Raw genomic sequence first — 23562 nt, 5'->3', positions numbered from 1 at the left:
ACCGCTTGTTTTCTTTTCTCTCCAACTTTGTGTATTATCTTGATACGAATTTTCATTTTGACCATATAAAGGAAAAAATAATGTCTAACCCTCTTTTAAATTACACAGGTTTGCCTGAGTTTTCCAAAATCAAACCTGAACATATCAAACCTGCGGTGGAAGCCGTGATTAAAGAGTGCCGTGAAACTATTGAGGCGGTGGCAAAAATTGAAACCCCAACGTGGGAAAATTTCTATATGCCACAAGCAATGGCGGGCGACAAATTCTCTCGTGCGTGGTCGCCGGTAGGACATTTAAATGCGGTGAAAAATTCCCCTGAATTGCGTGAAGAATACCAAGCCTGCTTGCCGTTATTATCGGAATACAGCACTTGGGCAGGACAACACCAAGGCTTATATCAAGGCTATGTAAAACTTAAAAACTCACCGGAATTTGAGAGCTATTCGCTTGCACAAAAAAAAGCGATTGAAAACAGCCTACGTGATTTCGAACTTTCAGGAATTTCGTTACCAGCGGATAAACAAAAACGTTATGGTGAAATTTCTGCTCGCTTATCGGAACTCAGCTCACAATTTAGCAATAACGTGCTAGATGCGACTATGGGTTGGGATATCGTGATTACCGATGACGCCCAATTGAAAGGCTTGCCGAAATCTGCACTTGAAGCAGCGAAATTGTCGGCTGAAAGTAAAGGTAAAAAAGGTTACCGCTTTACCCTTGAATTTCCAAGCTATCTGCCGGTGATGACTTACTGCGAAAACAAAGCCTTGCGTGAAGAAATGTATCGAGCTTTTGTAACCCGTGCCTCAGAACAAGGTCCAAATGCAGGAAAATGGGATAACTCGGCCAATATTGATGAAAAACTCAAATTACGCTTAGAAATGGCACAATTATTAGGTTTTGCAACCTATGCGGATCTTTCTCTAGCAACAAAAATGGCGGAAAATCCTCAACAAGTGGTTAATTTCTTAGAAGATTTGGCCAAACGTTCAAAAGTACAAGGCGAAAAAGAATTAGCAGAATTACATGCCTTTGTTGAGCAAGAATATGGTGTAATCGAACTTCAGCCATGGGATATCGCATTTTATAGTGAAAAACAAAAACAAGCGTTATATGCGATCAATGATGAAGAATTACGTCCATATTTCCCAGAAGATCGCGTACTCTCAGGTTTATTTGAATTAATGAAACGTATTTTCGGTTTACGTATCGAAGAAAAATTCGGTATTGATACTTGGCATGAAGATGTGCGTTTCTTCCAAATCTATGACGAACAAAACGAAGCATGTGGTTCATTCTATTTAGATTTATACGCACGTGAAAATAAACGTGGCGGAGCGTGGATGGACGATTGTATCAACCAAAAACGCCTTGCCGACGGTTCATTACAAAAACCTGTGGCATATTTAACTTGTAATTTTAATAAGCCGATTGGCGACAAACCTGCATTATTCACGCACGATGAAGTGACCACGTTGTTCCACGAGTTCGGCCACGGTATTCACCATATGCTAACCCAAATTGATGTCGGTGATGTTGCGGGGATCAACGGTGTGCCATGGGATGCCGTGGAATTACCAAGCCAATTCTTAGAAAACTGGTGCTGGGAAGAAGAAGCATTGCAGTTCATTTCAGGGCATTACGAAACAGGCGAACCGTTGCCGAAAGAGAAACTGACACAGTTGCTCAAAGCAAAAAACTTCCAAGTGGCGATGTTTGTGTTACGTCAGTTAGAATTCGGCTTGTTTGATTTCCGTTTACACTTGGCAGAGCCTCGCGAAGGCTTGGTGTTGGAGACTTTACAAGCGGTGAAAAAAGAGGTAGCAGTGGTCAAAACCCCTGAATGGGTACGCACGCCACACAGTTTCAGCCACATTTTCGCAGGTGGTTATGCAGCAGGCTATTACAGCTATTTATGGGCGGAAGTTCTGTCAGCGGATGCGTTCTCAAAATTTGAGGAAGAGGGCATTTTCAACCGTCAAACAGGTGCATCGTTCTTAGCGAACATCTTAACCCGTGGCGGTTCAGAAGAGCCGATGGTGTTGTTTGAACGCTTCCGTGGTCGTAAACCTACACTTGATGCATTGTTGCGCCATAAAGGCATTGCTAACTAAATTTAAAAGGGCTGAATATGAAATTCAGCCCTTCCTTTTTTATTTACTTTCTAAAATACGTTTTACGTTCTCATCAGTAATAAATTTCTCATACCCTGCACCCATCATTCTATATATTTGGGCGATAATTTCATGAATAGTAACCGTAAATTTAGATGTCGTTACTTTATTTGGTCTATAATCTTCACTCCAAACTGGCATATTATTTTTCAAAATTTGATAATTAATAATGTATGAATAATCAATACTATAGCCTAAATCATCCATTTTTAATTCTTTAACTTTACCTAGTATTTTAATATTTCCTTGTCCTAAAGTAACACCACTTTGTACTAATTCTTTTGCTGTTACTTGTTTGGCTATATCAGCAATAGAACGTTCAAGATATAAAGTGCCTACTGCAGTATTTTCAATTTCACTTTCTTTTAGACGTCCTTGTTCTGCTGGAAGATAGGTAAAATCACCTAATACAACAGAGGCGTTTACTTTATTGTAATTTTGAGCTTGATATGGGAGTTGAGCAGTATTTATCGTTGCAGAACAACCTGTTAATAACAATAATGTTGCAATAATCAGAAATTTTTTCATTAATCAAGTCAAATAACTAAGCTTTACAAGCGGTCGGATTCTGAAAAAAATTGGCAAAATTCGACCGCTTGTCTTTCATTTATCCCTCAAATAGCTATAATCGTTTCATTAAAGCAATACAACGAGAACTACACAATGTCTTTAGATTTATCGGATATCCGTACGCAAATCACACAACTTGATAGAAATTTATTAAAACTGCTTGCCGAGCGCCATCGCCTCGCATTCGACGTTGTGCGCAGCAAAGAAATTACCCAAAAACCGCTACGTGATGTGGTGCGTGAAAAAGAACTTTTACAAGAGCTGATCAACTACGCCGAAGCGGAAAATTACCAATTAGATCCGCAATATGTCACACAAATTTTCCAACGTATTATCGAAGATTCCGTGTTGACTCAGCAAAATTATCTGCAAAATAAATTAAACGAGCAGAAAGAACAGAATGTATCGATTGCCTTTTTAGGTATGCGTGGTTCTTATTCCAATATGGCGTCTCGTCAATTTGCTAAAAAATATCAAGGTTCTTTAATTGAATTGAGTTGTGATTCGTTCCAACAAGTGTTTGATAAGGTGAGTGAGGGTGAAGCCGAATTTGGTGTGCTTCCACTTGAAAACACCACTTCAGGTTCAATCAATGACGTATATGATTTACTACAACATACCGATTTAACGGTGGTCGGTGAATTGGCTTATCCGATCAAGCACTGCGTACTGGCAAACGGTAATATAGATCTTGCTGAAATTGATACGTTATACAGCCACCCGCAAGTGATTCAACAATGCAGCCAATTTATTCAAAGCCTTAATAAAGTCCATATCAAGTATTGCGAAAGCAGCTCACATGCAATGCAGATGGTCGCTCGCTTAAATAAGCCGAATATCGTCGCATTAGGCAATGAGGATGGCGGAAAACTCTACGGTTTAACTAATATCAAAACCGATATTGCCAACCAACAGAATAATATCACTCGCTTTATCGTGGTAGCAAAACAAGCAATTAACGTTTCACCGCAAGTACAAACAAAAACATTATTGCTGATGACCACTTCTCAACAAGCCGGTGCGTTAGTAGATGCGTTGATGGTATTCAAACAGCATCAAATCCGTATGACCAAACTGGAATCTCGTCCGATTTACGGCAAGCCTTGGGAAGAGATGTTCTATGTGGAACTAGAGGCGAATACGCATGCTGAAAATACCCAGCAAGCGTTAAAAGCCTTAGAAGATGTAACCAGCTATGTCAAAGTTTTAGGTTGCTACCCAAGTGAAATTATTGAGCCGGTAAAACTATAACAAGCAGTTAAATTTTAAGATCTTTTTGCAAAAAAATGCCCGATAAACAATGAATTATCGGGCATTTTAATTAGAAAGTTACCTCTGCGGTTAACTTAAAGTTTCTTCCAGGAGCAGTGAAACGATTTAATCCTTTACCTGTCGCTTGATTAATTAAGTTACTTGTACCAAACGGACGAATTGAACGAACCGATTCCCAAGTCAGATATTTGTGATTCTGTAAATTATAAACGCCTGCTTGTAAGGTGACGTTTTTCCACGGTTTAACATAAGCAATCATATCTAACAACGTATAAGCATCGCTACGCCATTTTAAGTAGCTGTCTTTTGCTTTTTCTTCGCTGTGATACATATTGTAAGTATCTTCCGCTTTCTTCGCGCTTACACGGGTAACATACACATCTACGCCAAACTTCTCTTCCGGATGTTCATAGCCTAAACCAAATACAGATGTTCGTGGCTGAATCGCATTTAACGGTAAATTACCTTCCATTTTCCCTTTCTGATAGATGTATTTATAACTTGCGTTAAAACCTTCTAAAGCTTGCCATAATTGACCAAAGTCCAATTTAGAACTAATTTCTAAGCCGTTAACTCTAGCTTCTTGACGGTTTACATTTTGATAAATTTGATAAGGTCTTGCCGTTGCACTACCGCCAAAAGCATTCATTAGATTTTTAGAACCAAGATACTTCAAATCAATAAAGTTATCATAATCCGTTTTAAAGTAACTAGTTGTAATAAAGCCCAAATCACCATGTAAAGTTAATGCGACTTCTTTGGTTTCGGCACGTTCAGATTTAAGCTCCACATTAGGCAATACGGTAAAATCCGGGTGCTTAAAGGTAAAATAAAGCTCATCAGAAGTCGGCGCTCTAAATCCATTTGCATATTTAACTTGTACGCGTAAGAAGCTAAATGGTTCCGCTGTTGCCGCTAATGAATAAGAATGTTTTTGATATTTAACATTGCGTGATAAATATTTAATATTTTCTTCCGCATTTTGGCGAATTTGCTCTTTTGTAGGTTGATCTGGTAACGGTACAAATAACCCTTGCAGCATATCATCCGGAATTTTTGCCGTTTGCCCAGCAATATATTTAGGCTTATAGCTAATATCATCATAGCGGTAGCCGATATCAAAACTTAAATAGTCATTCACTTTCAAATTATCAGCAAAATATAATGAACCGTTTTTAGCTTCAACCGGAATTAAGAACGAAAACGTGCCTTCATTCGGGCAAAGTAAACCGTTCCATTGATCGCTGCCGGTCGCATTTTTACAATTGATAGGTTCTTCCGTTCCCTTAAAGAAATCCCGTTTTATCCCCAGAAAACGTTTTGCCCACCATTGGGGGTTACTCGTTGCACCGAAACCGCTGCGGTTAACCATCTTTTTCTCTGTACGGCTATAGCTACCGCCATATTCCAACGAATGCTCTTGACCGAGTAAAGAGAAGGATTTGGTTAAATCAAGATTAAGTTGCTTCGTATCCGTATCTAAATCTCGTTCAGTATAAATATTTTCCGTATAGCCTTTACTTCCTGGTAATAGAATGTTTTTAAATTTACTTTTTGGATCTAAAGTCGCAAACTTACGTCCTTTTTCGTCCATATACGTTCTTGTAAGTAGGACCTCTTCCGAGGTTATATTATTTGAATAATCTTTATAATATGCCGTAACAGATTTATTACAGTCAAAAACACTACAATCAAACCAATAATCTCTCACCAAATTTACACCTGCAGTGTAAGTACCTTTTGAATCGGTAATTGTGGTTAAACCTAATTCATCCACACCTAAGTTCGGTTGATTACCGTCTCTATCCACTACTTTGCCGTCTTTTAACTGTAAACCTGCAGGGTTACTGCTTTCTTTACAATGGGCTCCATCACAATAATCATCCGTTCTGGCACGATTTTTAATTTTTTGTGTTGAGTAGGTAAGCTTTAATGTATCCCATAATGGATTAGCGCTAAAATTCTCATATACAAATGCATAATTTTGGCGTTTACTTTTGTCGTTCGTATGGCGTAACTCATATTCATCAACGTTAATGTAAGTTGTCGGCTTTAAGTTGTAAGAAAAGTCGTGTCCTCTATTTTTCTTCTCATACAAATCCGCAACGACACTAAAACGGTGATTATCCGAAGGTGAATAACCGAATTTAATTAAAGTACTGTCTTTCTTAATTGAATAAGGATCGGCTTTTTCTCGTTCTTTCCCTTGTACACTACCGTCAGCTGTCTTGTAATCATAATTTTCCAATTCATGACCGTCACGCCAAGTTTTTAACGCTAAAATATCAAAGTCTTTATAACGGCCGGCAAAAGTCAAAGAATTGGCTTTTTGATTATCCGCACTTGAATAACCGGTTTTATAACCAAAGTGGTAATCTTTTTCTGTTAAAAAATCGCGAGCATCTTTGGTTTCAAACATTACCGCTCCGCCTAAAGCGCCACTACCGACACGAACGGAATCCGCTCCTTTACGAATGGTTGCTTGTTTCAGAGTTTCGATTTCTACTGAGTTGCGGGTATTATTAAAATTGCCGTACCCTTCAAATAATTCTTTAAAACCCTGAGATGAAAGTGTTTCCGCTTGATGTAAGCCATCTACTGTAATTGCAACACGGTTCTCATCTACCCCTCGCACCGCATAACCGCTACTCCCCATACGTCCGGTTTCAACCACCGTCACACCGGTTTCATAACGTACGAGATCCCGTGAGTCTTGTACTTGCTGTTTTGCCAGTTGTTTTGCAGATTTTTTGATTTCAGAAATTTTTTGTTGCTGAATACCGTCCTTTACAATCACGGTGTCGAGTTGCATTTGCTCTTGTGCCAATGCACTGTTGTATTGCAAAACACAAAGTGCTGCAATAGACAGATTAAAACGAAGCTTAATCACAATCATTCTCCTTTAGGTGAAATAAAAAAACTGTGCCAGCAAACCACCAGCACAGTAAACGTTTAATAAATATAGTTATTCTGTTTTATGGCCTTCATCTAAGTGAACGATATTCACTAGATCATCCGAGCTAACTTCAAACGCTTTACCAAAGCCTTTTACAAAAAGCCCTTGCGTCGGTTTAAAGCTAAATAATTTGAAATCTTTCATTTTCGAAAGCTCATCAATAAGATCACCATGGCGAGCTTTCAATGCTTTCAAACCGCTTTCCCATTCTTCACCTTCACGCTCAATTAAACGAGAAGTCGCATCAAAGGTTAAACGGCGGCGCGCAAAAATTTGGCGGCTTTTAGATTCATCATCAATTAACATTAATGATACTTTCGGTACTTCAATTAAATTGCGTGCATGACGAGCAATTGTTGAAATAAGAACTTGGTATTCACCATTATTGATCACAAAAGGCGCATAGCTCACATTCGGGTTACCCTCTTTATCCACTGTTGAAAGAACAATAGTTTGAATATTTTCTTTTAATTCTTGAATTTCAGGTCCTAAACGATTTTGTAAGACTTCTTGGCGATTAGTCGCAGGCATAAGATCTCCTTCTCTAAAATTTATGTAAATTTTATCAACAGATATTATTAATACAAATTATTTTTAATTATATTTATACTGTTTTTTTTCGCAATGTTAAAAATGTAAATTTTTACTTTTGACGAACAAATGCTAAAACAGTGGTTGTATCTCTTTGAATTTAAGAGTAATTAATTACCCCTAAAGGGCTTTTCACTTTACTAAACTTACAATTTTGTGTCAAAATGAATCTATTCTTCTTGAATATTTACTTGGCCAAAAAGGATTTTGCTTATTAAACAGTATGTCAAAACATTTAAAAACTGACATATCTTACACTTATTAATAAATAGGGGTCCATATGCAGAAACGCATAGCTAATTTTTTCAATAAAAAATACCTCTGCACTTTGTCTGTGACAGAAAATAACCAACCTTGGTCTTTTGCATGCTTTTATAAATTTGATGAAGCTAATTGCCGCTTAATCTATATGAGCTCAGAACAAACCACCCATTCTAAAATCGTGCATAAAAATCCTAAAGTCGCTGGCACTATTTTCTCTCCAACCCGCTTTCATTCTTCTATTCAAGGTATCCAATTTCTCGGTACAGTAAATCGCTTAAGCGGCGAAGATGCTCAAGCTGCAAAAGAATTATATAAAGCAGAATTTAAACCTTATGTCGATGATGAGTTACCTATTTGGGAAGTACAATTAGAACAAGTTCGTCTTATTGATAATTCACTTGGTAAATTTGGCAAAATGGAATGGAAAAAAGGAGATCCGGAAGTATGCGATGATTTTCAAACCATACAGAAACAAGAATAGACAGTGAAGCATAAATAAAATAGCCCTTGAAAATCACACTTTAAGAGTTTGCTTTTCAGGGGCTGTTAATTTTTATTTCAAGGATTGACGAGCCATTTCAATACTTTGAATAATCGCTCTGCGATCGATTGATTCATTCTCTCCATCAAGCACTTGTCGCCAGAAATCAATCGCTTGTTGATACTGTTTATTCACATAAGCATGAGATGCGAGTAACAGTAAACTGGTACTCTCTTTTTTATCTAAACTCAGCGCTTTATCAAGCCATCGTTGGGTCTGAGCCGAGATTATTTTTCCTTCTTGATAATATTTGGCGGTTGCCATTGCACCAAAAATAGCGGCTTTCTCGCCCAAAACTTTTTGCGCATTGCCATAACAAATTAAGGCGGAATCAAAATCATTATTTAATGCGTAAGCTTGCCCCAATTCATACCATAATTCCCCGTTATTCGGGTTTTCTCGTAAGCGATCTTGTAGACTTAAAACATAACGATTATTTTTTTGTTCTTTATCTTCTTGCCCGGCTTGGATTTGAAAAGCTTGATGCAACTGCTCACCACGGTTCACAATTTGATAGCGCTTTGTTTGCCAATAAAAAATAGCAGCTACCATAAAGCTCAACACCAATAGAAATAGCCCGACAAGCGGTCTGTTTTTAGAAAAATTTTGCAAAGATTGGCTAGCCTGCTGCTCAAAATGATAGCGTTGTGCCGCTTCATTGAGATACTCCGCTTTCAGCTCATCTGCAAAATTTTCGGCAAATTTAACCGCTTGCTGATAATTTTCGTGATTAATTTCTGCTCTTGTTTTCATATTATCGCCATCAAATTCGCTTCAATAAATACGAGTTACTATTTCTTTTTCGTACGCCAAACAATTAGACTTAATAAAATTAGACATAATCCGAACGGCATTCCCCATAACACCCAAGTTTGGGCATTAACCGGCGGATCGTAATTCACAAAATGGCCGAAGCGATTAGTCATAATTTGAATAATTTCTTCATTGCTTTTACCTTGATTCACCATTTCATAAACTTCCAAACGTAGTTTATAAGCGGTAGTAGCATTCGATTCCACCAAGTTTTGATTTTGACATTGCGGGCAGCGCAGAGATTTCGCTAACGCCACAGCTCTTACTCGGTCTGGCTCTCGCTGAAATTGGAAGGTATCGACCATTTCCGCTTGTGCAATACCACTCAATACAAGCGGTAAAAAAAGCCAAATTTTTTGCAAAAGTTTCATTAAGGTTCCTTACGTAGCACTTCTAAACGAGGAAGAAAATCTTTTTCGAAATCCGGGTTATAGCCTTTTTGCTGATAACGCACGATCCCGTGTTTATCAATTAAATAACTTGAAGGCGCAGAAGAGACTTTTAACGTTTGAATTAAAAAGCCGCGTTCATAATCATCAATAATCAAGTTAAATGGGTTTCCCCAACGATTTAATGCCGCTCTCGCCGCATTCGGTTCATCGGTGTAAGTTAAGCCGACAATCGGAACGCCTTGCTCTTTAAGCTTTAATAAAATCGGAAATTCTTTAATACACCAAGCACACCAACTTGCCCACACATTCAGAATATAAGGCTCTTTCGGTAAGCTGTTATTATTTAAACGTGCGTGCGGATCTAATAAATTCTTACCGACAAATTCAGGAAACGGTTTATCGCGCCAATCTTCGGTCGGCGCTAATGCGTCTTTATTCATTAACGGCACGGTAAGAAACGCCACTAAAGCAACCAATAATAATAGAGGCAAAAACAAAAAGGCTTTTTTCATCTTATTCATCCATCATAAAATTTATTTACGGCGATAACCAAACAACGCCAAAATTGAGGCGATAACCATCATAATACCGCCAAGCCATAATGCTCTGACATAAGGCTTATAATGTAAGCGGAACGCATATTCTAAGTTACCGAATTTATCGCCCATTACGATATACACGTCATCTAAACCATGATGATACAAACCGACTTCCGCCATTGTCATGGTTCTCACATCATAATAACGGCGCTCCGGTATGACTATTGCTAATTCTTCTCCCGCTTTAGTAATACTAAAAATCGCTTGCTCCGCTGTATAGTTGGCTCCGATAACATCACGATAGCCTTCATATCGGAAAGTAAAACCGGCTAAATTCGCTTGTTGATCCGGCTTGAGGCGCACACCAATCTCATCGCCATAATAACTATTCATCATCGCGCCAATCACACAAATGGCAAAACCGATATGCGCTAAACGCATTGCAAGCGGTCGAATTTGCCACATATATTGCAAATAAGGAATATGGGTCAAAATGATCCACATAGCTAACGTCACAAATAATAAAGGTAATAGCTCGAATTGGTATAGCTGCATTTGCGCAATCGTATGTTGAATCAACCCGACCGCCAATCCTAATGCAATCGGCAACAAAGCCAGTTTGAATAAAATCGTTTTTAGCGGAATCTGCTTCCAACGCAATATTGCCGCCAGCCCCATCGCTAACATAAGAAACATGGTTAACGGCGCAAATATGCTATTAAAATAAGGCGCACCGACTGAAATTGTCCCCCAATTCATTGCAGTAAAAATCATCGGATAAAATGTACCGAGTACTACAGCACAAGTAGCAATCGTCAATAATCCGTTCAACAACAGAAAGCTGGTTTCTTTTGAGAACAAGCGGAAACGCACCTCGCCTTGCCATAAATTTACACGGAAAGCGAATAGCGCTAATGCGATAAAACTTAAACTGAAAAATAGAATTAGTAATGCCATACCGCGATCCGGATCAACCGCAAAAGCATGTACCGAGGTCAGAACACCAGAACGAACAATAAAAGTCCCGAGCAAACTCAATGCGAAAGCAAAAATGGCTAATAAAATCGTCCAATAGCTAAAAATGCCTCTTTGTTCGCTCACAATTAAGGAATGAATTAATGCCGTACCCAATAGCCATGGCATTAATGAAGCGTTTTCGACCGGATCCCAGAACCACCAGCCGCCCCAGCCCAACTCATAGTACGCCCACCAAGCACCTAAAATAATACCGGCGGTTAAAAATCCCCATGAAATCATTACCCATGGACGAATCCAGCGTGCGGTTGCCGCATCTAATACACCGGAAAGTAAACTCGCCACAATCATCGCAAAACTTACCGCAAAGCCGACATAGCCCAAATAAAGTAACGGCGGATGAAAGATCAACCCGACATCCTGTAGCATCGGATTTAAATCTCGCCCTTCCGGCGGCGGTGGGAAACTACGTTCAAACGGATTGGAAACCAATAAGATAAACAGCATAAAGCCAAGGCTAATCAACCCTAGCATCGCTTGGGTACGGTAGTTAAACAAGCGGTCGGATTTATCGGAAAAAATGCAAAACACGCCGGTCCAAAGGGTTAATGCGGCGAGCCAAAACAGCATTGAGCCTTCATGTCCGCCCCAAGTCGCTGCAAATTTAAAGAAGTCCGGTAATTGACTATTTGAATGCTGCGCAACATAAATGACAGAAAAATCATCGCTCAAAAATGCGTGCGCCAACGTCCCGAACGAGACAATGCAACATAGCGCCTGTACTCCGCTAAATAACGGATTCAAACTCAACAATTGCGGGCGTTTAAATAGTTCGCCCCACAATGATAAACCCACTTGAAAAACAGCTACGACCGTAGCCAAAATCAATGCAAAATAACCCAACTCAGGGAGCATAAATAAACCTTATCTAACTCTATAAAGACAAACGACTGCTAACCGAAATACGTGTTTTTCATAGCTATGCCATCATAAAGAGTTGTTAGCATGATGTAAATGAAAAGGGCGATAACTCGCCCTTTGTTGTAAAAAGATTTGATCTAATCCGAATTTTATTGCTTCGATAAATTAGCCGTTATTTATTTTCATTGCTCGCCGCCTGCTCGCTCTCGTCCTCTGCCAAAATTTCTGCGGCAGATTCATTCAGCGCTTCCGCTTCTTGTTGCGGTCTCACAAACGGTTTCGGCGTAAAGTATTTGCGTACAATTTCAACCGAAGAGCCATAAATTAGTTCTTCTTTAAAGCGTTCCTTATCCAAGGCTCTCACGCTCTCAATCACACTGTCCGCTTCAATATCATCAATACCTAATTTCATCATTGCCGCTTTACTTAACACTAAAGCCGATTCAAACGTCTCACGAATTTGGAAATCGACATGTCGCTTAGTTAATTCAATCGCACTATGACGATCATAGGTGCGAGCCAAAATCGGCGTTAACGGAAACTCTTGTTTAATCTGTTCAACAATGAGTGCGCTTCGCTCCGGGTTATTGATACCTAATACCACACAGTCCACTTTCGCCAAACCGCTAGCGCGTAATACATCTAAGCGAGTGCCGTCCCCATAATATACTTTAAAACCGAAACTTGCCGCCGCACGAATACGATCGGTATTAGAATCGATCACCGTTACTGTAATACCTCTCGCTAATAAAGTTTGACATACGATTTGGCTAAATCGTCCAAAGCCAATCACCAATACGTTATTTTCCAGATCTTCGGCAATCTCAATATCCGTCATATTCGGTGCTTCTTGGGCGGATTTTCGCATCATTACACGTTGTACAAACAGCACAACCAACGGAGAAATCAGCATTGAAACAATTACCGCAGCGGTAAAAGTTGCCTGCTGATCTTGATTAAATAAACCGATTGCCGCCGCTGCCGAAAATAGTACAAACGCAAATTCACCGCCATGCGACATAATCGACATTCGCATCATTGATTCTCTATGGCTTAAACGGGTTAAGCGAGCGATAACATACACAACCAATGCTTTACCCAACACACATATCGCCACAATACTTAATAGCCATAGCAAATCATTAAAGACAAAATTTAAATCGAGCGACATGCCCACGCCCATAAAGAATAAACCGAGCAATAGACCACGAAACGGCTCAATATCCGCTTCTAATTGGTGGCGGAACGCCGATTCCGATAAAATCACACCGGCAACAAACGCCCCCATTGCCATCGAAAGCCCGCTAGCTTCCATCAACCAAGCCGCGCCTAATACTACTAGCAGTGCAGCGGCGGTCATCATCTCACGCACTTTAGCTTTCGAAATCATTCGAAACAGCGGATTCATCACCCATTTACTACCCACCACCAAAATAATAATGCCGACTATCGCGATACCAATCGAAGTGAAATTAAATGTCGGTTCAGCCTCCGCTTCCGGTGAGAGGAAAGCAATCGAAGCCAGCAATGGCACAATCGCTAAATCTTCAAACAATAGTGTTGAAACAATGCGCTGCCCTTTTAAGGTGCTGGCAATCCCTTTATCTTCCAAAACTTGCATTACGATAGCAGTAGAAGACAACGCAAAACCGGCACCGGCAATAAATGCCACCTCTGGTTTAAGCCCTAGAATGTGAATACCGGCGAAAGTAAGTAATGTCCCACAAGTTGCAACCTGCAAAAAGCCTCGTCCAAAAATGGCTTTGCGCATACTCCACAGCAACTCTGGGTGCATTTCCAAACCAATAATAAACAAGAACATAACCACACCAAGTTCGGCTAAATGCACAACCGCTTGGGGATCTTGGAATAAACCAAGTACGGACGGGCCAATGAGGCAGCCGGCGACTAAATAGCCTAATACGCTGCCTAAGCCGATACGTTTAAACAATGGAACAATCGTAATACTGGTTGCCAGTAAAACAACAATTTTCGCCAATTCTGGATTGGCAAGATGGGAAATACCTTCGGACATAATGATGTTGTGTATAAATTAAAATTATAATGTAAAAAGTTAGCCAATTTAGACCGCTTGTAACTGCGCTAAATAGTTTCTATGTTGTTTACTTTGGAACGGCACAATTTGCATTTCGCCGTTAACCCGAATAAGTTGATAGAACTGAGGGAAATTAAAACTGCTGGTTGCCAAGGCGGCATTTTCTTCTACCGAATGCAGTCGATTAATTTCTTTCACTTTTTCTTCTTTTGCACCGAAACAGTAGTAATAAGCTTCTAACATATTCTTTTCATCTAAAATATAAACGTTAAAGCTCTCATCCAGATTGTCTTCAAAAAAGAATTGTAAGAATCCTTCACTCGCAAATTCATCAATTTCACGTGGAAACGCCAAGTCATCACTTTCTGAGCTTGATTCGGCATTTGCAAAATTTTGGGTAAAATCGACCGCTTGCTCCTCTATCTGTTGAATAGCAACCTTTTGTTTTCCAAAAATAAATTGCCACGTTTTCCCCGCAACTTTCAACGTATTCAACGAATGTCGATGGGAAATCGTACCGGTTTGAATCGTAATACAATGATGTACAAGATCAGCGATAAACTCTCGCAACTCACTTCGAAAACGACGACTATAGCAAAATACATTGACCGATTGCGGTGGTGCCGAACTTCGATAGATCTTATTCGAAATGAGTTTTAACGCTTTTAAGATCGCATCATCCCCTTCAAATTGGAGCGTGCGAATTTCGTTCCACATATTACGATAAATAATACTGACGCTGCCGACCAAATTCTCTTGCGAAGAACCGAAATTGAATAAATCACTTGGCTGCACGCTACGGCGCATTTCCGCCAGTTTTTGGGTCGGATCATTCACCAAATTCACCGCCAAAATCAAACTACGAATCTCATTCGGGTGCAGCATATCCTGCTCGCTAATCACCGGCGCGGCCATAGGAAAAGAAAGTCTTAAATCCGTAATAAATTGACGCAGTTTTGGTAAATCTAAGCTACGGCTAACTAGGTGTAACTGAGTACTTGAAGTAATCACCCCGTTAAAATAGCCCCAAGCCACCGCCTTGATCAGATTCTTCGCATGGCGTACATAACGTAATTCCGAATTGTACGGGCTTCTTGGCGCTTGATTAATTAAATACCAACCGGACTGCAATGTAGAGCCTTCTCTTGCCTCAATAAAAGTGACAGCGCTTTCCGATAAATTTTTAGCAATATGCGGATTAATTAATGGCACTTTTCCCGGTAATACTTCAAACACCGAATACAACTTACGCATTAAAGTATCGACATCATTGGTTAAAATGCTTGGATCAATATGAAACTTGCGGGCAAAATGAATTAAATTACGATAGCTCTGTAACAACAAATCAACAATAATTTGTTGATGGCTAATCGCCTGTTTAATTTTCCAACTCTCACGATTATTCAGTAATTTAATTTCGTTCACATTCCATTGCCAACCATGTACCAGCTCTAGTAACGCTTGCTTACGCCAAGAATCTGACTTATCTCCTTCATTCGCTTTCATATAAAAGCACATTCTGACATGCCCTAAACGCACGAATTCTTTACGATTGGTTAAATAAACCGTGACTTGCTCCAGCATGGCTAAATAAGGGTCAAAATGATATTTTTCCGACGTTTGATTAAGCAACTTCTGCTTGAATACTTTTGAGATTAAAGCCGTTTCCGGATAAGTCTCCGCATAACTTTCCAATAGTAAAATTTTAAGTGCCGATTTATACGGGCAATCAATCCCTTTATATAATTGCCACAAGCTTGCACCGAAAAACTCCGCAGTCGAAAGCGAAGAAAAATCACCGAAATCAATCCATTCACCGTGATCAAAATCCGTTAGCTGCATACATTCTTGGTATTGTTTATCACTTAAGTGAAGCCATAACAAACGCTTACCGGATAAGCGAATTGCCGAACGATAAAATTCATCCAGCAAGAAAAAATGCTGTGCAGAGCCGCTATGTTCCGCATTCACATCATTACTGATTAAATTCGCTTTGAAATGGTTAGGATTCATTAAATAAAAATTGAGTTCCACCTCAAAGTGTTTTGCCCAATGTTTTATTTTAGTCAGTTTTTGTTCGATTAATTGGTATTCCACCGCGCTCAAGCGATCAGAATAACAAAGCCACAAGTCTAAATCAGATAGACTTGTTTGAGTAATGCTCCCAGTACTCCCCATTGAATATAAGGCATCAAATGCAGGATTCTGTGAAAAACATTCAATCGTCTCAGCATTCAGATTAACACTAGCTAAACACTGATTTTGAAAATCTGATAGCTGAAATTGCGCAATACCGTTCGGCGCATTTTTTACATAGGCGGGCAATTCAGGGCAATTGACATGAATTAAGAGGGGTAATAAAGAAAAAACGTACTGAAACTGCGGATTATTCGCAGCTAAAGCACGTTTAATTCGAAAATCATTTAAGGCATCAATACGAGGAATAGACCAACTTAATTGGTTAATGATTGAAGAAAAAGTATCCGACACACCAGACAATGGCTGATGTAAGTAAGCCGTCGATAGCCCCAACTCTTCCACGTTAAATCCCTTGTTATAAAAAATGTGATCAATTTAACATTTTGCTCAAAAAAGTAAAGTCAGTCGCCTTGTTTCGCAAAAATTCGCAAAAAACAGCTCGGATCAGACCGCTATCTTTTGCGAAAAGAGTTCAGACCAGTCCTAAAATCATGTAAAATACATAAGTTTTAGTAGCTTACTTTAGCGAACAAGTGTAAGCTGAACCTAATATCTTATACGAAATCAATTATGATGAAGGAAGCAAAATGAAAAGAGTCGTTATCACTGGTTTAGGCGTAATTTCTAGTATCGGTAACAATAAAAAAGAAGTTTTAGCCTCATTAAAAGAAGGTAAATCCGGCATTGAATTCGTTCCTGAATTTGCTGAAGTAGGCATGCGTAGCCAAGTTGCCGGAACAATCAAATTAAATCCGGCAGAATTAATTGACCGTAAAATTTACCGTTTTATGGGTGATGCTGCTGCTTACGCTTATCTTTCAATGAAAGAAGCGATCGAAGATTCAGGTTTAACTGAAGATCAAGTATCAAACGATCGTACCGGTTTAGTAATCGGTGCGGGTACTGGTTCAGCACACAGCCAATTAGTGGCTTGTGATGCGGTACGTGGTCCACGTGGCGTAAAAGCGGTTGGTCCTTATGCGGTAACTAAAACAATGGCATCAAGCGTGTCAGCATGTTTAGCAACACCATACAAAATCCGTGGTGTTAACTACTCAATTAGTTCTGCATGTGCAACTTCAGCTCACTGTATCGGTCATGCAATGGAATTAATCCAATTAGGTAAACAAGACGTTGTGTTTGCCGGCGGTGCGGAAGAACTTTCTTGGGAATGTGCAACTGAATTCGATGCGATGGGTGCGGTGTCAACCAAATATAACGATAACCCAACTAAAGCAAGCCGTGCTTACGACGCAAACCGCGACGGTTTCGTTATCGCAGGTGGCGGCGCGGTTGTTGTGGTTGAAGAATTAGAACACGCACTTGCTCGTGGCGCAAAAATCTACGCTGAAATCGTAGGTTACGGTGCGACTTCTGACGGTTATGATATGGTTGCGCCAAGCGGTGAAGGTGCGGAACGTTGTATGAAACAAGCGTTAGCAACAGTAAACGGTGAAGTGGAATACATTAACGTACACGGTACTTCTACACCGGTTGGTGATGTGAAAGAATTAGGTGCAATTAAAAACGTATTCGGTGATAAAAAACCTGCGATTTCATCAACAAAATCAATGACAGGTCACTCTTTAGGTGCAGCAGGCGCACACGAAGCAATCTACTCATTATTAATGTTAGATAACGGCTTTATCGCACCAAGCATTAATATCGAAACATTAGACGAACAAGCGGAAGGTTTAAATATCGTAACTGAGCGTCAAGACAAAGCGTTAACAACTGTAATGTCTAACAGCTTCGGTTTCGGTGGTACGAATGCTTGCTTAGTATTCCAAAAATACAACGGCTAATCACCTAACTATATAAAGTAAAAAAGTGCGTTTATACGCACTTTTTTCTTATCACAAGCGGTCAAATTCTTCAGATTTTTTGCAAAATTTTTAGGGAATTTGACCGCTTGTTTTATTTAGCTTTAGAAGATTTTTTTATGTTCTTCTTAGACTTTGCGCTTTCTACTTTTTTAGGTTCTGCACTATCATAAGCTTCTGGAGATACATTTAGTTCCTTAGCTTGTGGCGGAATCCCCCAACGGAAGCCATCACCAATCATACAAGCTTCAATAAGCGTACTTTCCTTTGGAGCGTCAACTTTATTCATTCCCACTTTATACACACATTGCGCATAAAATGATTTAGCTTCATCTTCACTTACCCCATTTTTATACCAACGAGGTTCTTGATGAGGCTGAACAACACAACCAGCTAAAGCACTAGAAATACCAACCATTAATAGAAGAGAAAATACTTTTTTCATACTGTACTCTATTATTGTTTTTTACCACCAAAACTCACACCTAAATTACTGTTATTCTCGAACTGAACAATGCCCGCAGCTTCTTTTGCGCCATCACCAAATAATGCCCCCTCATAACGACCTTGATCATTGCCAATCACACTTGCTTGGCCTGCAAATTTTGCACCTGATAAATCCCCTTTATGTAAGGTAATATCACGTCTTAGCTCATCGCCTTTAAATACAGAAAATTCTACTTTTCCATCTACAGTTTTATTGCTGAAATCTACATTCAGAGTTGTTTCACCGCCTTTTGCAAAGCCTTTATCATATCCACTGATCCAAACTGCATCACCTTTATAAGTTGCAATACCTGAGGTTGGAATATTTGTCGCTTCAGTACCTTGATAACGCAATTCTTTCCACGTTTGTGCATCATTACGCCATACACCATAAAATGAATCTGCATTATTAACACCAAGTAAAATTCCATCTGCTGTTTTAGCTCCAACTGTACCTTCCGGGCTTAATGTTAGGTTAATTTTGTCACCATCTGGTGTTTTAGCAGTACCTGCTCCACCACCACCGCTGCCACATGCTGTGATCGCTAATACCAAAGAAGCTAAAAAAGAAATTTTCAATGTTTGCATAAGAAATCCTTAACTTAAGTTAACCAAAAATATTGTCTACTACAATACCCCAAATACTCAATCAATGAGTATTTGTGAGAATATACAATTTTAATGATAGGCAAACAAGAGTAAAAATCTAAAAAAATATCGCTCATTGAGTAAAATTTGATGAGAAACAAAAATGAATAGATTCGTTGCAGCAGAAGTAGATCTTGCCATTGGGAAAAAGATCCAACAACGTAGAAAAGAACTCGGGTTTACTGCTGAAAACTTAGCGGAACAAATCGGTGTTTCACAGCAACAATTTTCACGCTATGAAAGAGGGGTAACCAAAATCAATGTTTCACATTTAGTGAATATTGCGGTGATCTTAGATACACCTATTAGTTGGTTTTTTAGTAATAGTAAGGCAGAAAATTTAACATTTTCAGATAAAGAACAATATGTCCCTATTCGACAAGATGCTTTAAAGCAACGTTTAGACTTTCATTGGGCAAGGCTTTCTAATGATCAAAAAAGAAATTTAATCAATTTCCTTGATTCAATTAATAATCCTTCAACCTCACAATCTTACTTTGCAAAAAAGCGGCAAAATTAAGCCGCTTGTTAAACAAAAAAGGCTCCAGATCGGAGCCTTTTTTACCACCTTAAATCAATTTACGCTTTGGTTAAATCTAGGTCTTTGGTTTCTTTTGATACGAATAACGCAATTAAGGTTAATACTGCATTTGCCGCAAGATAAATTCCTACGCCTAGAATGCCGTAAGTTGCGTTAATTTTAATTGCAAATGTCGCTGCGACAGTTGCACCGACAATTGATGCAAAGTTATAAGCAAGTGATGCGCCTGAATAACGAACTTCAGTCGGGAAAAGCTCCGGTAACAATGCTGCCATCGGACCGAAGGTGAATCCCATTAACGCCATACCTACAACAAGGAAAGCAAACACCGAATACGGTGTGCCGTTTGAAAGGAATAACGGCATTGCTAAGCCGAAAATAGCCATCACAAAGGTTACCCATAATAGGAAGTTACGGCGACCGACTTTATCGGCTAAAAGACCTGAAATACTGGTAAACGCACCAAAAACGATCGCACTTAATAGCAACAAACCGGTAAAGGTATTCGGCTCAATACCGAGTCCCATCGGGTGACCTGCTTCAGAAAGTTTTGCCGGTGTTCTTGAATAAACTTGCGCAAAGGCGGTCATAATGTAGAACAACACATAAGTTGCCGTCATAATGAAAGTCCCTAGAATAAGCGGTTTCATATGATATTTAAACACTGCTCTCACCGGTGCTTTTTGGGTTTTACCTTTTTCTTCCACTTCACGGAATACGTGGCTTTCGTGTAAAGTTAAACGCATCCATAATCCCACCATAACTAACACGACTGATGAAATAAACGGAATACGCCATGCCCATTCAACAAGCCCTTCTTTACCCCAGATATAACTGACAAGAAAGAACGCTCCGTTTGCTAAAAATAAACCGATTGGCGCACCTAATTGTGGAAAAGTACCGTACCAAGCTCGTTTACCATCCGGCGCATTTTCAGTTGCAACTAATGCTGCACCACCCCATTCTCCGCCAAGACCTAAACCTTGTCCGACACGGCATAAACAAAGCAACACGGTTGCCCAAATGCCAATATCTGCATACGTCGGTAATAGACCGATACAAACGGTTGAACCGCCCATTAATAGCAATGAAGCGACTAACGTCCTCTTACGACCGATTTTGTCACCAAAGTGACCAAAAAGCGCTGAGCCGATAGGACGAGCGAAAAAAGCGAGTGCTAAAGTGGAAAGAGAAAGTAACTCATCCGAAACCGGATCACCACTTTTAAAAAATTGCGTATTAAAAACTAATACCGCAGCTGCAGCATAAATATAGTAGTCAAAGAATTCGATTGCCGTTCCCACCATGGAAGCAATCGCCACTTTTTTAGGATCATTCCTTAAATTTTGTGCTGTGTTAGACATAAATATAAATCTCATTTAATTGTTATAAAATGGCAGGAATCCTAACAGTTTCAATATACTAGAGCAATAACTCAGCAACCGATTAAAATTAACTAAAATTTATAAAAAACTAGTAAACTAATAAAATTCAGCATAATCCACTAATTCCATATCAAGCTTATATAATTATGCTTTAGCCAGCGCATTTCGGCTTACAAAATTTTTATCATTTTTTTTACAAAATTAATTAATCATAAAAAAGCGATTGTTTCTCTTAAGAATTTAGGCATACAATGCCTAAAAACGTATTAAATTTTTTACAATAAAAGGAAAGAAAACATGACACAAACACAACAACTAGAACCTGTTTCAAACTGGCAGTCAAAACTAAAAGCAATAGGACCAGGAATTTTAATGGCATCCGCAGCGGTAGGCGGTTCACATATTGTTGCTTCAACCCAAGCCGGCGCAATTTACGGTTGGCAATTAGCATTAATTATTATTTTAGCGAATTTATTTAAATACCCGTTTTTCCGCTTTGGCGTGCAATATACGTTAAGTTCGAATAAAACCTTATTAGAAGGTTATCAAGAAAAAGACAAAATCTACTTATGGATTTTCTTTATCTTGAATGTGATTGCAGCAATGATCAATACGGCGGCGGTGGGTATCGTTACTGCGGCAATTTTAAAATTCTTATTCTCTGCCGTTGGTGTACAGTTCGATCTGAGTATTCCGGTTGCCAGTACGATTATTATCACTATCATTTGGGGAATCTTATTATTAGGCAAGTATCGCTTTTTAGATTCACTTTCTAAATGGATTATGATTGCACTGACCGTTTCCACGGTTACAGCGGTAATTGTGGCGGCATCAAAAGGCGGTATACAAGTTGCGCCTGATTTTATTGAACCAAACCCTTGGAATCTAGCTTCACTCGGTTTTATTGTGGCATTAATGGGATGGATGCCGGCACCGATTGAGATTTCTGCGATCAACTCAATGTGGGTAGTGGCGAAACGCCGTTTAAATAAAGTGAGCTATGACGACGGTATTTTTGATTTTAATGTCGGTTTTATCGGTACTGCAATTCTTGCCTTAGTATTCTTAGCGTTAGGCGCATTAGTTCAGTATGGTTCGGGCGAAACGGTTGAACAGGCAGGTGTAAAATATATTGCACAATTAATTAAAATGTACGCTTTCGCTATCGGTGATTGGTCTAAATTATTGATCGCATTAATTGCTTTTATGTGTATGTTCGGCACAACCATTACCGTAATTGACGGTTATTCACGAGCTAATAATGAAGCGTTACGTTTATTGCTAAACAAAAAAGAAAGCTCTACAGCGAGTTTAAGTATTTGGATGACAATTACAGCAGCGATCGGGGTACTTATTATTTCGGTATTTATGAGCGATGTCGCTAAAATGCTTTCTTTTGCGATGATCTGTTCATTCGTTTCAACACCGATTTTTGCTGCACTGAATCTCTCGCTTGTATTAAAAGGAGAACATAAAGTGAAAGGTGGGTTATTTTGGTTATCAATTGCAGGTTTAATCTATCTCTCAGCATTCACCTTACTCTTTATCGCTTATGAGTTAGGTATGCTGTCTTAATTTTCAAAAAGAGAAATATACAAGCGGTCTATTTTCCGACTTTTTTTGCAAAAAATAAGGAAAATAGACCGCTTATTTTTACTCGTATTATGCGTCTGATTCGCTATCACTCATTAGCGGAAAGCCACCGAGATCTTTTAAACGATTCACCATTGCGCAGAATAACTCTGTGGTTTTTTCCGTATCATACAAAGCTGAATGCGCCTGTTTACCGTCAAACGGAATTTTTGCCATCTGACAAGCTTTGACCAGCACGGTTTGTCCATACATAAATCCAGCAAGTGTTGCGGTATCAAACATTGCAAATGGATGAAACGGATCACGCTTCGCATTGATACGTTTAACCGCCGCTTGCACAAATGCCTGATCAAAGGTAGCGTTATGCGCCACAATTACCGCACGCTGACAGCCTTGATCTTTCATTGCACGGCGTACCATTTTAAACATTTCAGGAATCGCAATATTTTCCGGCACCGCACCACGCAACGGATTATCAATATCAATGCCGTTAAATTTCAGTGAGTCGGGATTGATATTCGCACCTTCAAACGGCTGAATATGAAAATGGCATTTTTGATCCGGCACTAAATAGCCGTTCTCATCCATTTTTACCGTGATAGCTGCCAGTTCTAACAAAGCGTCTGTTTGTGCATCCAATCCGGCGGTTTCCACATCAATAATTACCGGTAAATAACCACGAAAACGATTTTTTAATAAATTATAGTCCGTTACTTGTTCTGTCATTGTCTATTCACTACAGGTGTTTTACACCTATTTAAAGAAAAAGCGGTCGGATTTTAAAGAGAATTTGCAAATATCTCTTAAAATTTGACCGCTTGCA

The 23562-nt window shown here is 39.3% G+C and carries 19 protein-coding genes; 6 read left to right on the top strand and 13 right to left on the bottom strand.

Translation table 11 applies throughout. The features are described 5' to 3' along the window. Nucleotides 1-80: 80 nt before the first annotated feature. Nucleotides 81-2114 (top strand): oligopeptidase A, encoded by a 2034-nt coding sequence (gene prlC, locus C228_RS0105260; protein ID WP_018651636.1) that lies wholly within the window; start codon nucleotides 81-83, stop codon nucleotides 2112-2114. A gap of 39 nt (nucleotides 2115-2153) precedes the next feature. On the opposite strand, the gene C228_RS0105255 is transcribed toward prlC, so the two are convergent. After that, entirely contained in the window at nucleotides 2154-2702 is a 549-nt protein-coding gene (locus tag C228_RS0105255) for a hypothetical protein (protein WP_018651635.1), read from the bottom strand. Between the two features lie 135 nt (nucleotides 2703-2837). Between C228_RS0105255 and C228_RS0105250 the strand changes: the two genes are divergently transcribed. Continuing rightward, complete coding sequence (locus C228_RS0105250; RefSeq protein WP_018651634.1) at nucleotides 2838-3995, top strand: chorismate mutase; 1158 nt, start codon at nucleotides 2838-2840, stop codon at nucleotides 3993-3995. 70 nt (nucleotides 3996-4065) lie between these two features. Here C228_RS0105250 and C228_RS0105245 read toward each other — a convergent pair whose 3' ends face one another. Together C228_RS0105245 and hutZ are read right to left on the bottom strand one after the other, a co-directional pair. Further along, the gene (locus C228_RS0105245) at nucleotides 4066-6912 is read right to left on the bottom strand and encodes a TonB-dependent hemoglobin/transferrin/lactoferrin family receptor (protein WP_018651633.1); all 2847 of its coding nucleotides are present in this window, start codon (nucleotides 6910-6912) and stop codon (nucleotides 4066-4068) included. Nucleotides 6913-6981: 69 nt separating this feature from the next. Beyond that, nucleotides 6982-7503, bottom strand: a complete 522-nt coding sequence (gene hutZ / locus C228_RS0105240; RefSeq protein ID WP_018651632.1) for a heme utilization protein HutZ — start codon at nucleotides 7501-7503, stop codon at nucleotides 6982-6984. 469 nt (nucleotides 7504-7972) lie between these two features. Here hutZ and C228_RS0105235 point away from each other — a divergent pair, with 469 nt between their 5' ends. Further along, on the top strand, nucleotides 7973-8308 hold the full coding sequence (locus tag C228_RS0105235) for a pyridoxamine 5'-phosphate oxidase family protein (protein ID WP_483756904.1): 336 nt from the start codon (nucleotides 7973-7975) through the stop codon (nucleotides 8306-8308). Between the two features lie 72 nt (nucleotides 8309-8380). Here the strand turns inward: C228_RS0105235 and C228_RS0105230 are convergent, their stop codons facing one another. The 6 genes from C228_RS0105230 to C228_RS0105205 form a co-directional block, all read right to left on the bottom strand. Next, nucleotides 8381-9121: a TPR domain-containing protein gene (locus C228_RS0105230; protein ID WP_018651630.1), complete on the bottom strand. Its 741-nt coding sequence runs from the start codon at nucleotides 9119-9121 to the stop codon at nucleotides 8381-8383. Between the two features lie 38 nt (nucleotides 9122-9159). Further along, nucleotides 9160-9552, bottom strand: coding sequence for a heme lyase NrfEFG subunit NrfF (gene nrfF, locus C228_RS0105225; RefSeq protein WP_018651629.1), 393 nt, complete (start codon nucleotides 9550-9552; stop codon nucleotides 9160-9162). After that, nucleotides 9552-10085, bottom strand: a complete 534-nt coding sequence (locus tag C228_RS0105220; protein ID WP_018651628.1) for a redoxin family protein — start codon at nucleotides 10083-10085, stop codon at nucleotides 9552-9554. Before C228_RS0105220 ends, nrfF begins: the two co-directional genes overlap by 1 nt. 21 nt (nucleotides 10086-10106) lie before the next feature. Then, nucleotides 10107-12002 (bottom strand): heme lyase NrfEFG subunit NrfE, encoded by a 1896-nt coding sequence (gene nrfE, locus C228_RS0105215; RefSeq protein ID WP_018651627.1) that lies wholly within the window; start codon nucleotides 12000-12002, stop codon nucleotides 10107-10109. 178 nt (nucleotides 12003-12180) lie between these two features. Then, nucleotides 12181-14043: a monovalent cation:proton antiporter-2 (CPA2) family protein gene (locus C228_RS0105210; protein ID WP_018651626.1), complete on the bottom strand. Its 1863-nt coding sequence runs from the start codon at nucleotides 14041-14043 to the stop codon at nucleotides 12181-12183. 48 nt (nucleotides 14044-14091) lie between these two features. Then, nucleotides 14092-16605, bottom strand: a complete 2514-nt coding sequence (locus C228_RS0105205) for a class I adenylate cyclase (protein WP_018651625.1) — start codon at nucleotides 16603-16605, stop codon at nucleotides 14092-14094. A gap of 245 nt (nucleotides 16606-16850) precedes the next feature. Here C228_RS0105205 and fabB point away from each other — a divergent pair, with 245 nt between their 5' ends. Beyond that, nucleotides 16851-18068 carry a beta-ketoacyl-ACP synthase I gene (fabB, locus tag C228_RS0105200; protein ID WP_018651624.1) on the top strand — a complete coding sequence of 406 codons (1218 nt, stop codon included), beginning with the start codon at nucleotides 16851-16853 and terminating at the stop codon, nucleotides 18066-18068. Between the two features lie 112 nt (nucleotides 18069-18180). Here the strand turns inward: fabB and C228_RS0105195 are convergent, their stop codons facing one another. Further along, nucleotides 18181-18531, bottom strand: a complete 351-nt coding sequence (locus C228_RS0105195) for a hypothetical protein (protein WP_018651623.1) — start codon at nucleotides 18529-18531, stop codon at nucleotides 18181-18183. Nucleotides 18532-18542: 11 nt separating this feature from the next. Further along, nucleotides 18543-19160 (bottom strand): transferrin-binding protein-like solute binding protein, encoded by a 618-nt coding sequence (locus C228_RS0105190; protein ID WP_018651622.1) that lies wholly within the window; start codon nucleotides 19158-19160, stop codon nucleotides 18543-18545. A 163-nt stretch (nucleotides 19161-19323) separates the two neighbouring features. Here C228_RS0105190 and C228_RS0105185 point away from each other — a divergent pair, with 163 nt between their 5' ends. Beyond that, a complete protein-coding gene (locus tag C228_RS0105185) occupies nucleotides 19324-19740 on the top strand; it encodes a helix-turn-helix domain-containing protein (RefSeq protein ID WP_018651621.1) in 417 nt (138 codons plus the stop codon). Between the two features lie 59 nt (nucleotides 19741-19799). On the opposite strand, the gene C228_RS0105180 is transcribed toward C228_RS0105185, so the two are convergent. Further along, on the bottom strand, nucleotides 19800-21125 hold the full coding sequence (locus C228_RS0105180; protein ID WP_026313198.1) for an MFS transporter: 1326 nt from the start codon (nucleotides 21123-21125) through the stop codon (nucleotides 19800-19802). A gap of 318 nt (nucleotides 21126-21443) precedes the next feature. Between C228_RS0105180 and C228_RS0105175 the strand changes: the two genes are divergently transcribed. Then, nucleotides 21444-22721: an NRAMP family divalent metal transporter gene (locus C228_RS0105175; RefSeq protein ID WP_018651619.1), complete on the top strand. Its 1278-nt coding sequence runs from the start codon at nucleotides 21444-21446 to the stop codon at nucleotides 22719-22721. Between the two features lie 87 nt (nucleotides 22722-22808). Here the strand turns inward: C228_RS0105175 and rnt are convergent, their stop codons facing one another. Then, on the bottom strand, nucleotides 22809-23465 hold the full coding sequence (gene rnt, locus C228_RS0105170) for a ribonuclease T (RefSeq protein WP_018651618.1): 657 nt from the start codon (nucleotides 23463-23465) through the stop codon (nucleotides 22809-22811). Between the last annotated feature and the right edge of the window lie 97 nt (nucleotides 23466-23562).

Origin of the sequence: Actinobacillus capsulatus DSM 19761 (genome assembly GCF_000374285.1) — a bacterium.
GTDB lineage: Bacteria > Pseudomonadota > Gammaproteobacteria > Enterobacterales > Pasteurellaceae > Actinobacillus > Actinobacillus capsulatus.
This window is presented reverse-complemented; position numbering and strand designations above follow the sequence as displayed.

Excerpts from the sequence above, each read along its gene's own strand:
- prlC (WP_018651636.1), top strand. The coding sequence starts at position 81 with ATGTCTAACCCTCTTTTAAATTACACAGGTTTGCCTGAGTTTTCCAAA.
- C228_RS0105255 (WP_018651635.1), bottom strand. The coding sequence starts at position 2,702 with ATGAAAAAATTTCTGATTATTGCAACATTATTGTTATTAACAGGTTGT.
- C228_RS0105250 (WP_018651634.1), top strand. The coding sequence starts at position 2,838 with ATGTCTTTAGATTTATCGGATATCCGTACGCAAATCACACAACTTGAT.
- C228_RS0105245 (WP_018651633.1), bottom strand. The coding sequence starts at position 6,912 with ATGATTGTGATTAAGCTTCGTTTTAATCTGTCTATTGCAGCACTTTGT.
- hutZ (WP_018651632.1), bottom strand. The coding sequence starts at position 7,503 with ATGCCTGCGACTAATCGCCAAGAAGTCTTACAAAATCGTTTAGGACCT.
- C228_RS0105235 (WP_483756904.1), top strand. The coding sequence starts at position 7,973 with ATGAGCTCAGAACAAACCACCCATTCTAAAATCGTGCATAAAAATCCT.
- C228_RS0105230 (WP_018651630.1), bottom strand. The coding sequence starts at position 9,121 with ATGAAAACAAGAGCAGAAATTAATCACGAAAATTATCAGCAAGCGGTT.
- nrfF (WP_018651629.1), bottom strand. The coding sequence starts at position 9,552 with ATGAAACTTTTGCAAAAAATTTGGCTTTTTTTACCGCTTGTATTGAGT.
- C228_RS0105220 (WP_018651628.1), bottom strand. The coding sequence starts at position 10,085 with ATGAAAAAAGCCTTTTTGTTTTTGCCTCTATTATTATTGGTTGCTTTA.
- nrfE (WP_018651627.1), bottom strand. The coding sequence starts at position 12,002 with ATGCTCCCTGAGTTGGGTTATTTTGCATTGATTTTGGCTACGGTCGTA.
- C228_RS0105210 (WP_018651626.1), bottom strand. The coding sequence starts at position 14,043 with ATGTCCGAAGGTATTTCCCATCTTGCCAATCCAGAATTGGCGAAAATT.
- fabB (WP_018651624.1), top strand. The coding sequence starts at position 16,851 with ATGAAAAGAGTCGTTATCACTGGTTTAGGCGTAATTTCTAGTATCGGT.
- C228_RS0105195 (WP_018651623.1), bottom strand. The coding sequence starts at position 18,531 with ATGAAAAAAGTATTTTCTCTTCTATTAATGGTTGGTATTTCTAGTGCT.
- C228_RS0105190 (WP_018651622.1), bottom strand. The coding sequence starts at position 19,160 with ATGCAAACATTGAAAATTTCTTTTTTAGCTTCTTTGGTATTAGCGATC.
- C228_RS0105185 (WP_018651621.1), top strand. The coding sequence starts at position 19,324 with ATGAATAGATTCGTTGCAGCAGAAGTAGATCTTGCCATTGGGAAAAAG.
- C228_RS0105180 (WP_026313198.1), bottom strand. The coding sequence starts at position 21,125 with ATGTCTAACACAGCACAAAATTTAAGGAATGATCCTAAAAAAGTGGCG.
- C228_RS0105175 (WP_018651619.1), top strand. The coding sequence starts at position 21,444 with ATGACACAAACACAACAACTAGAACCTGTTTCAAACTGGCAGTCAAAA.
- rnt (WP_018651618.1), bottom strand. The coding sequence starts at position 23,465 with ATGACAGAACAAGTAACGGACTATAATTTATTAAAAAATCGTTTTCGT.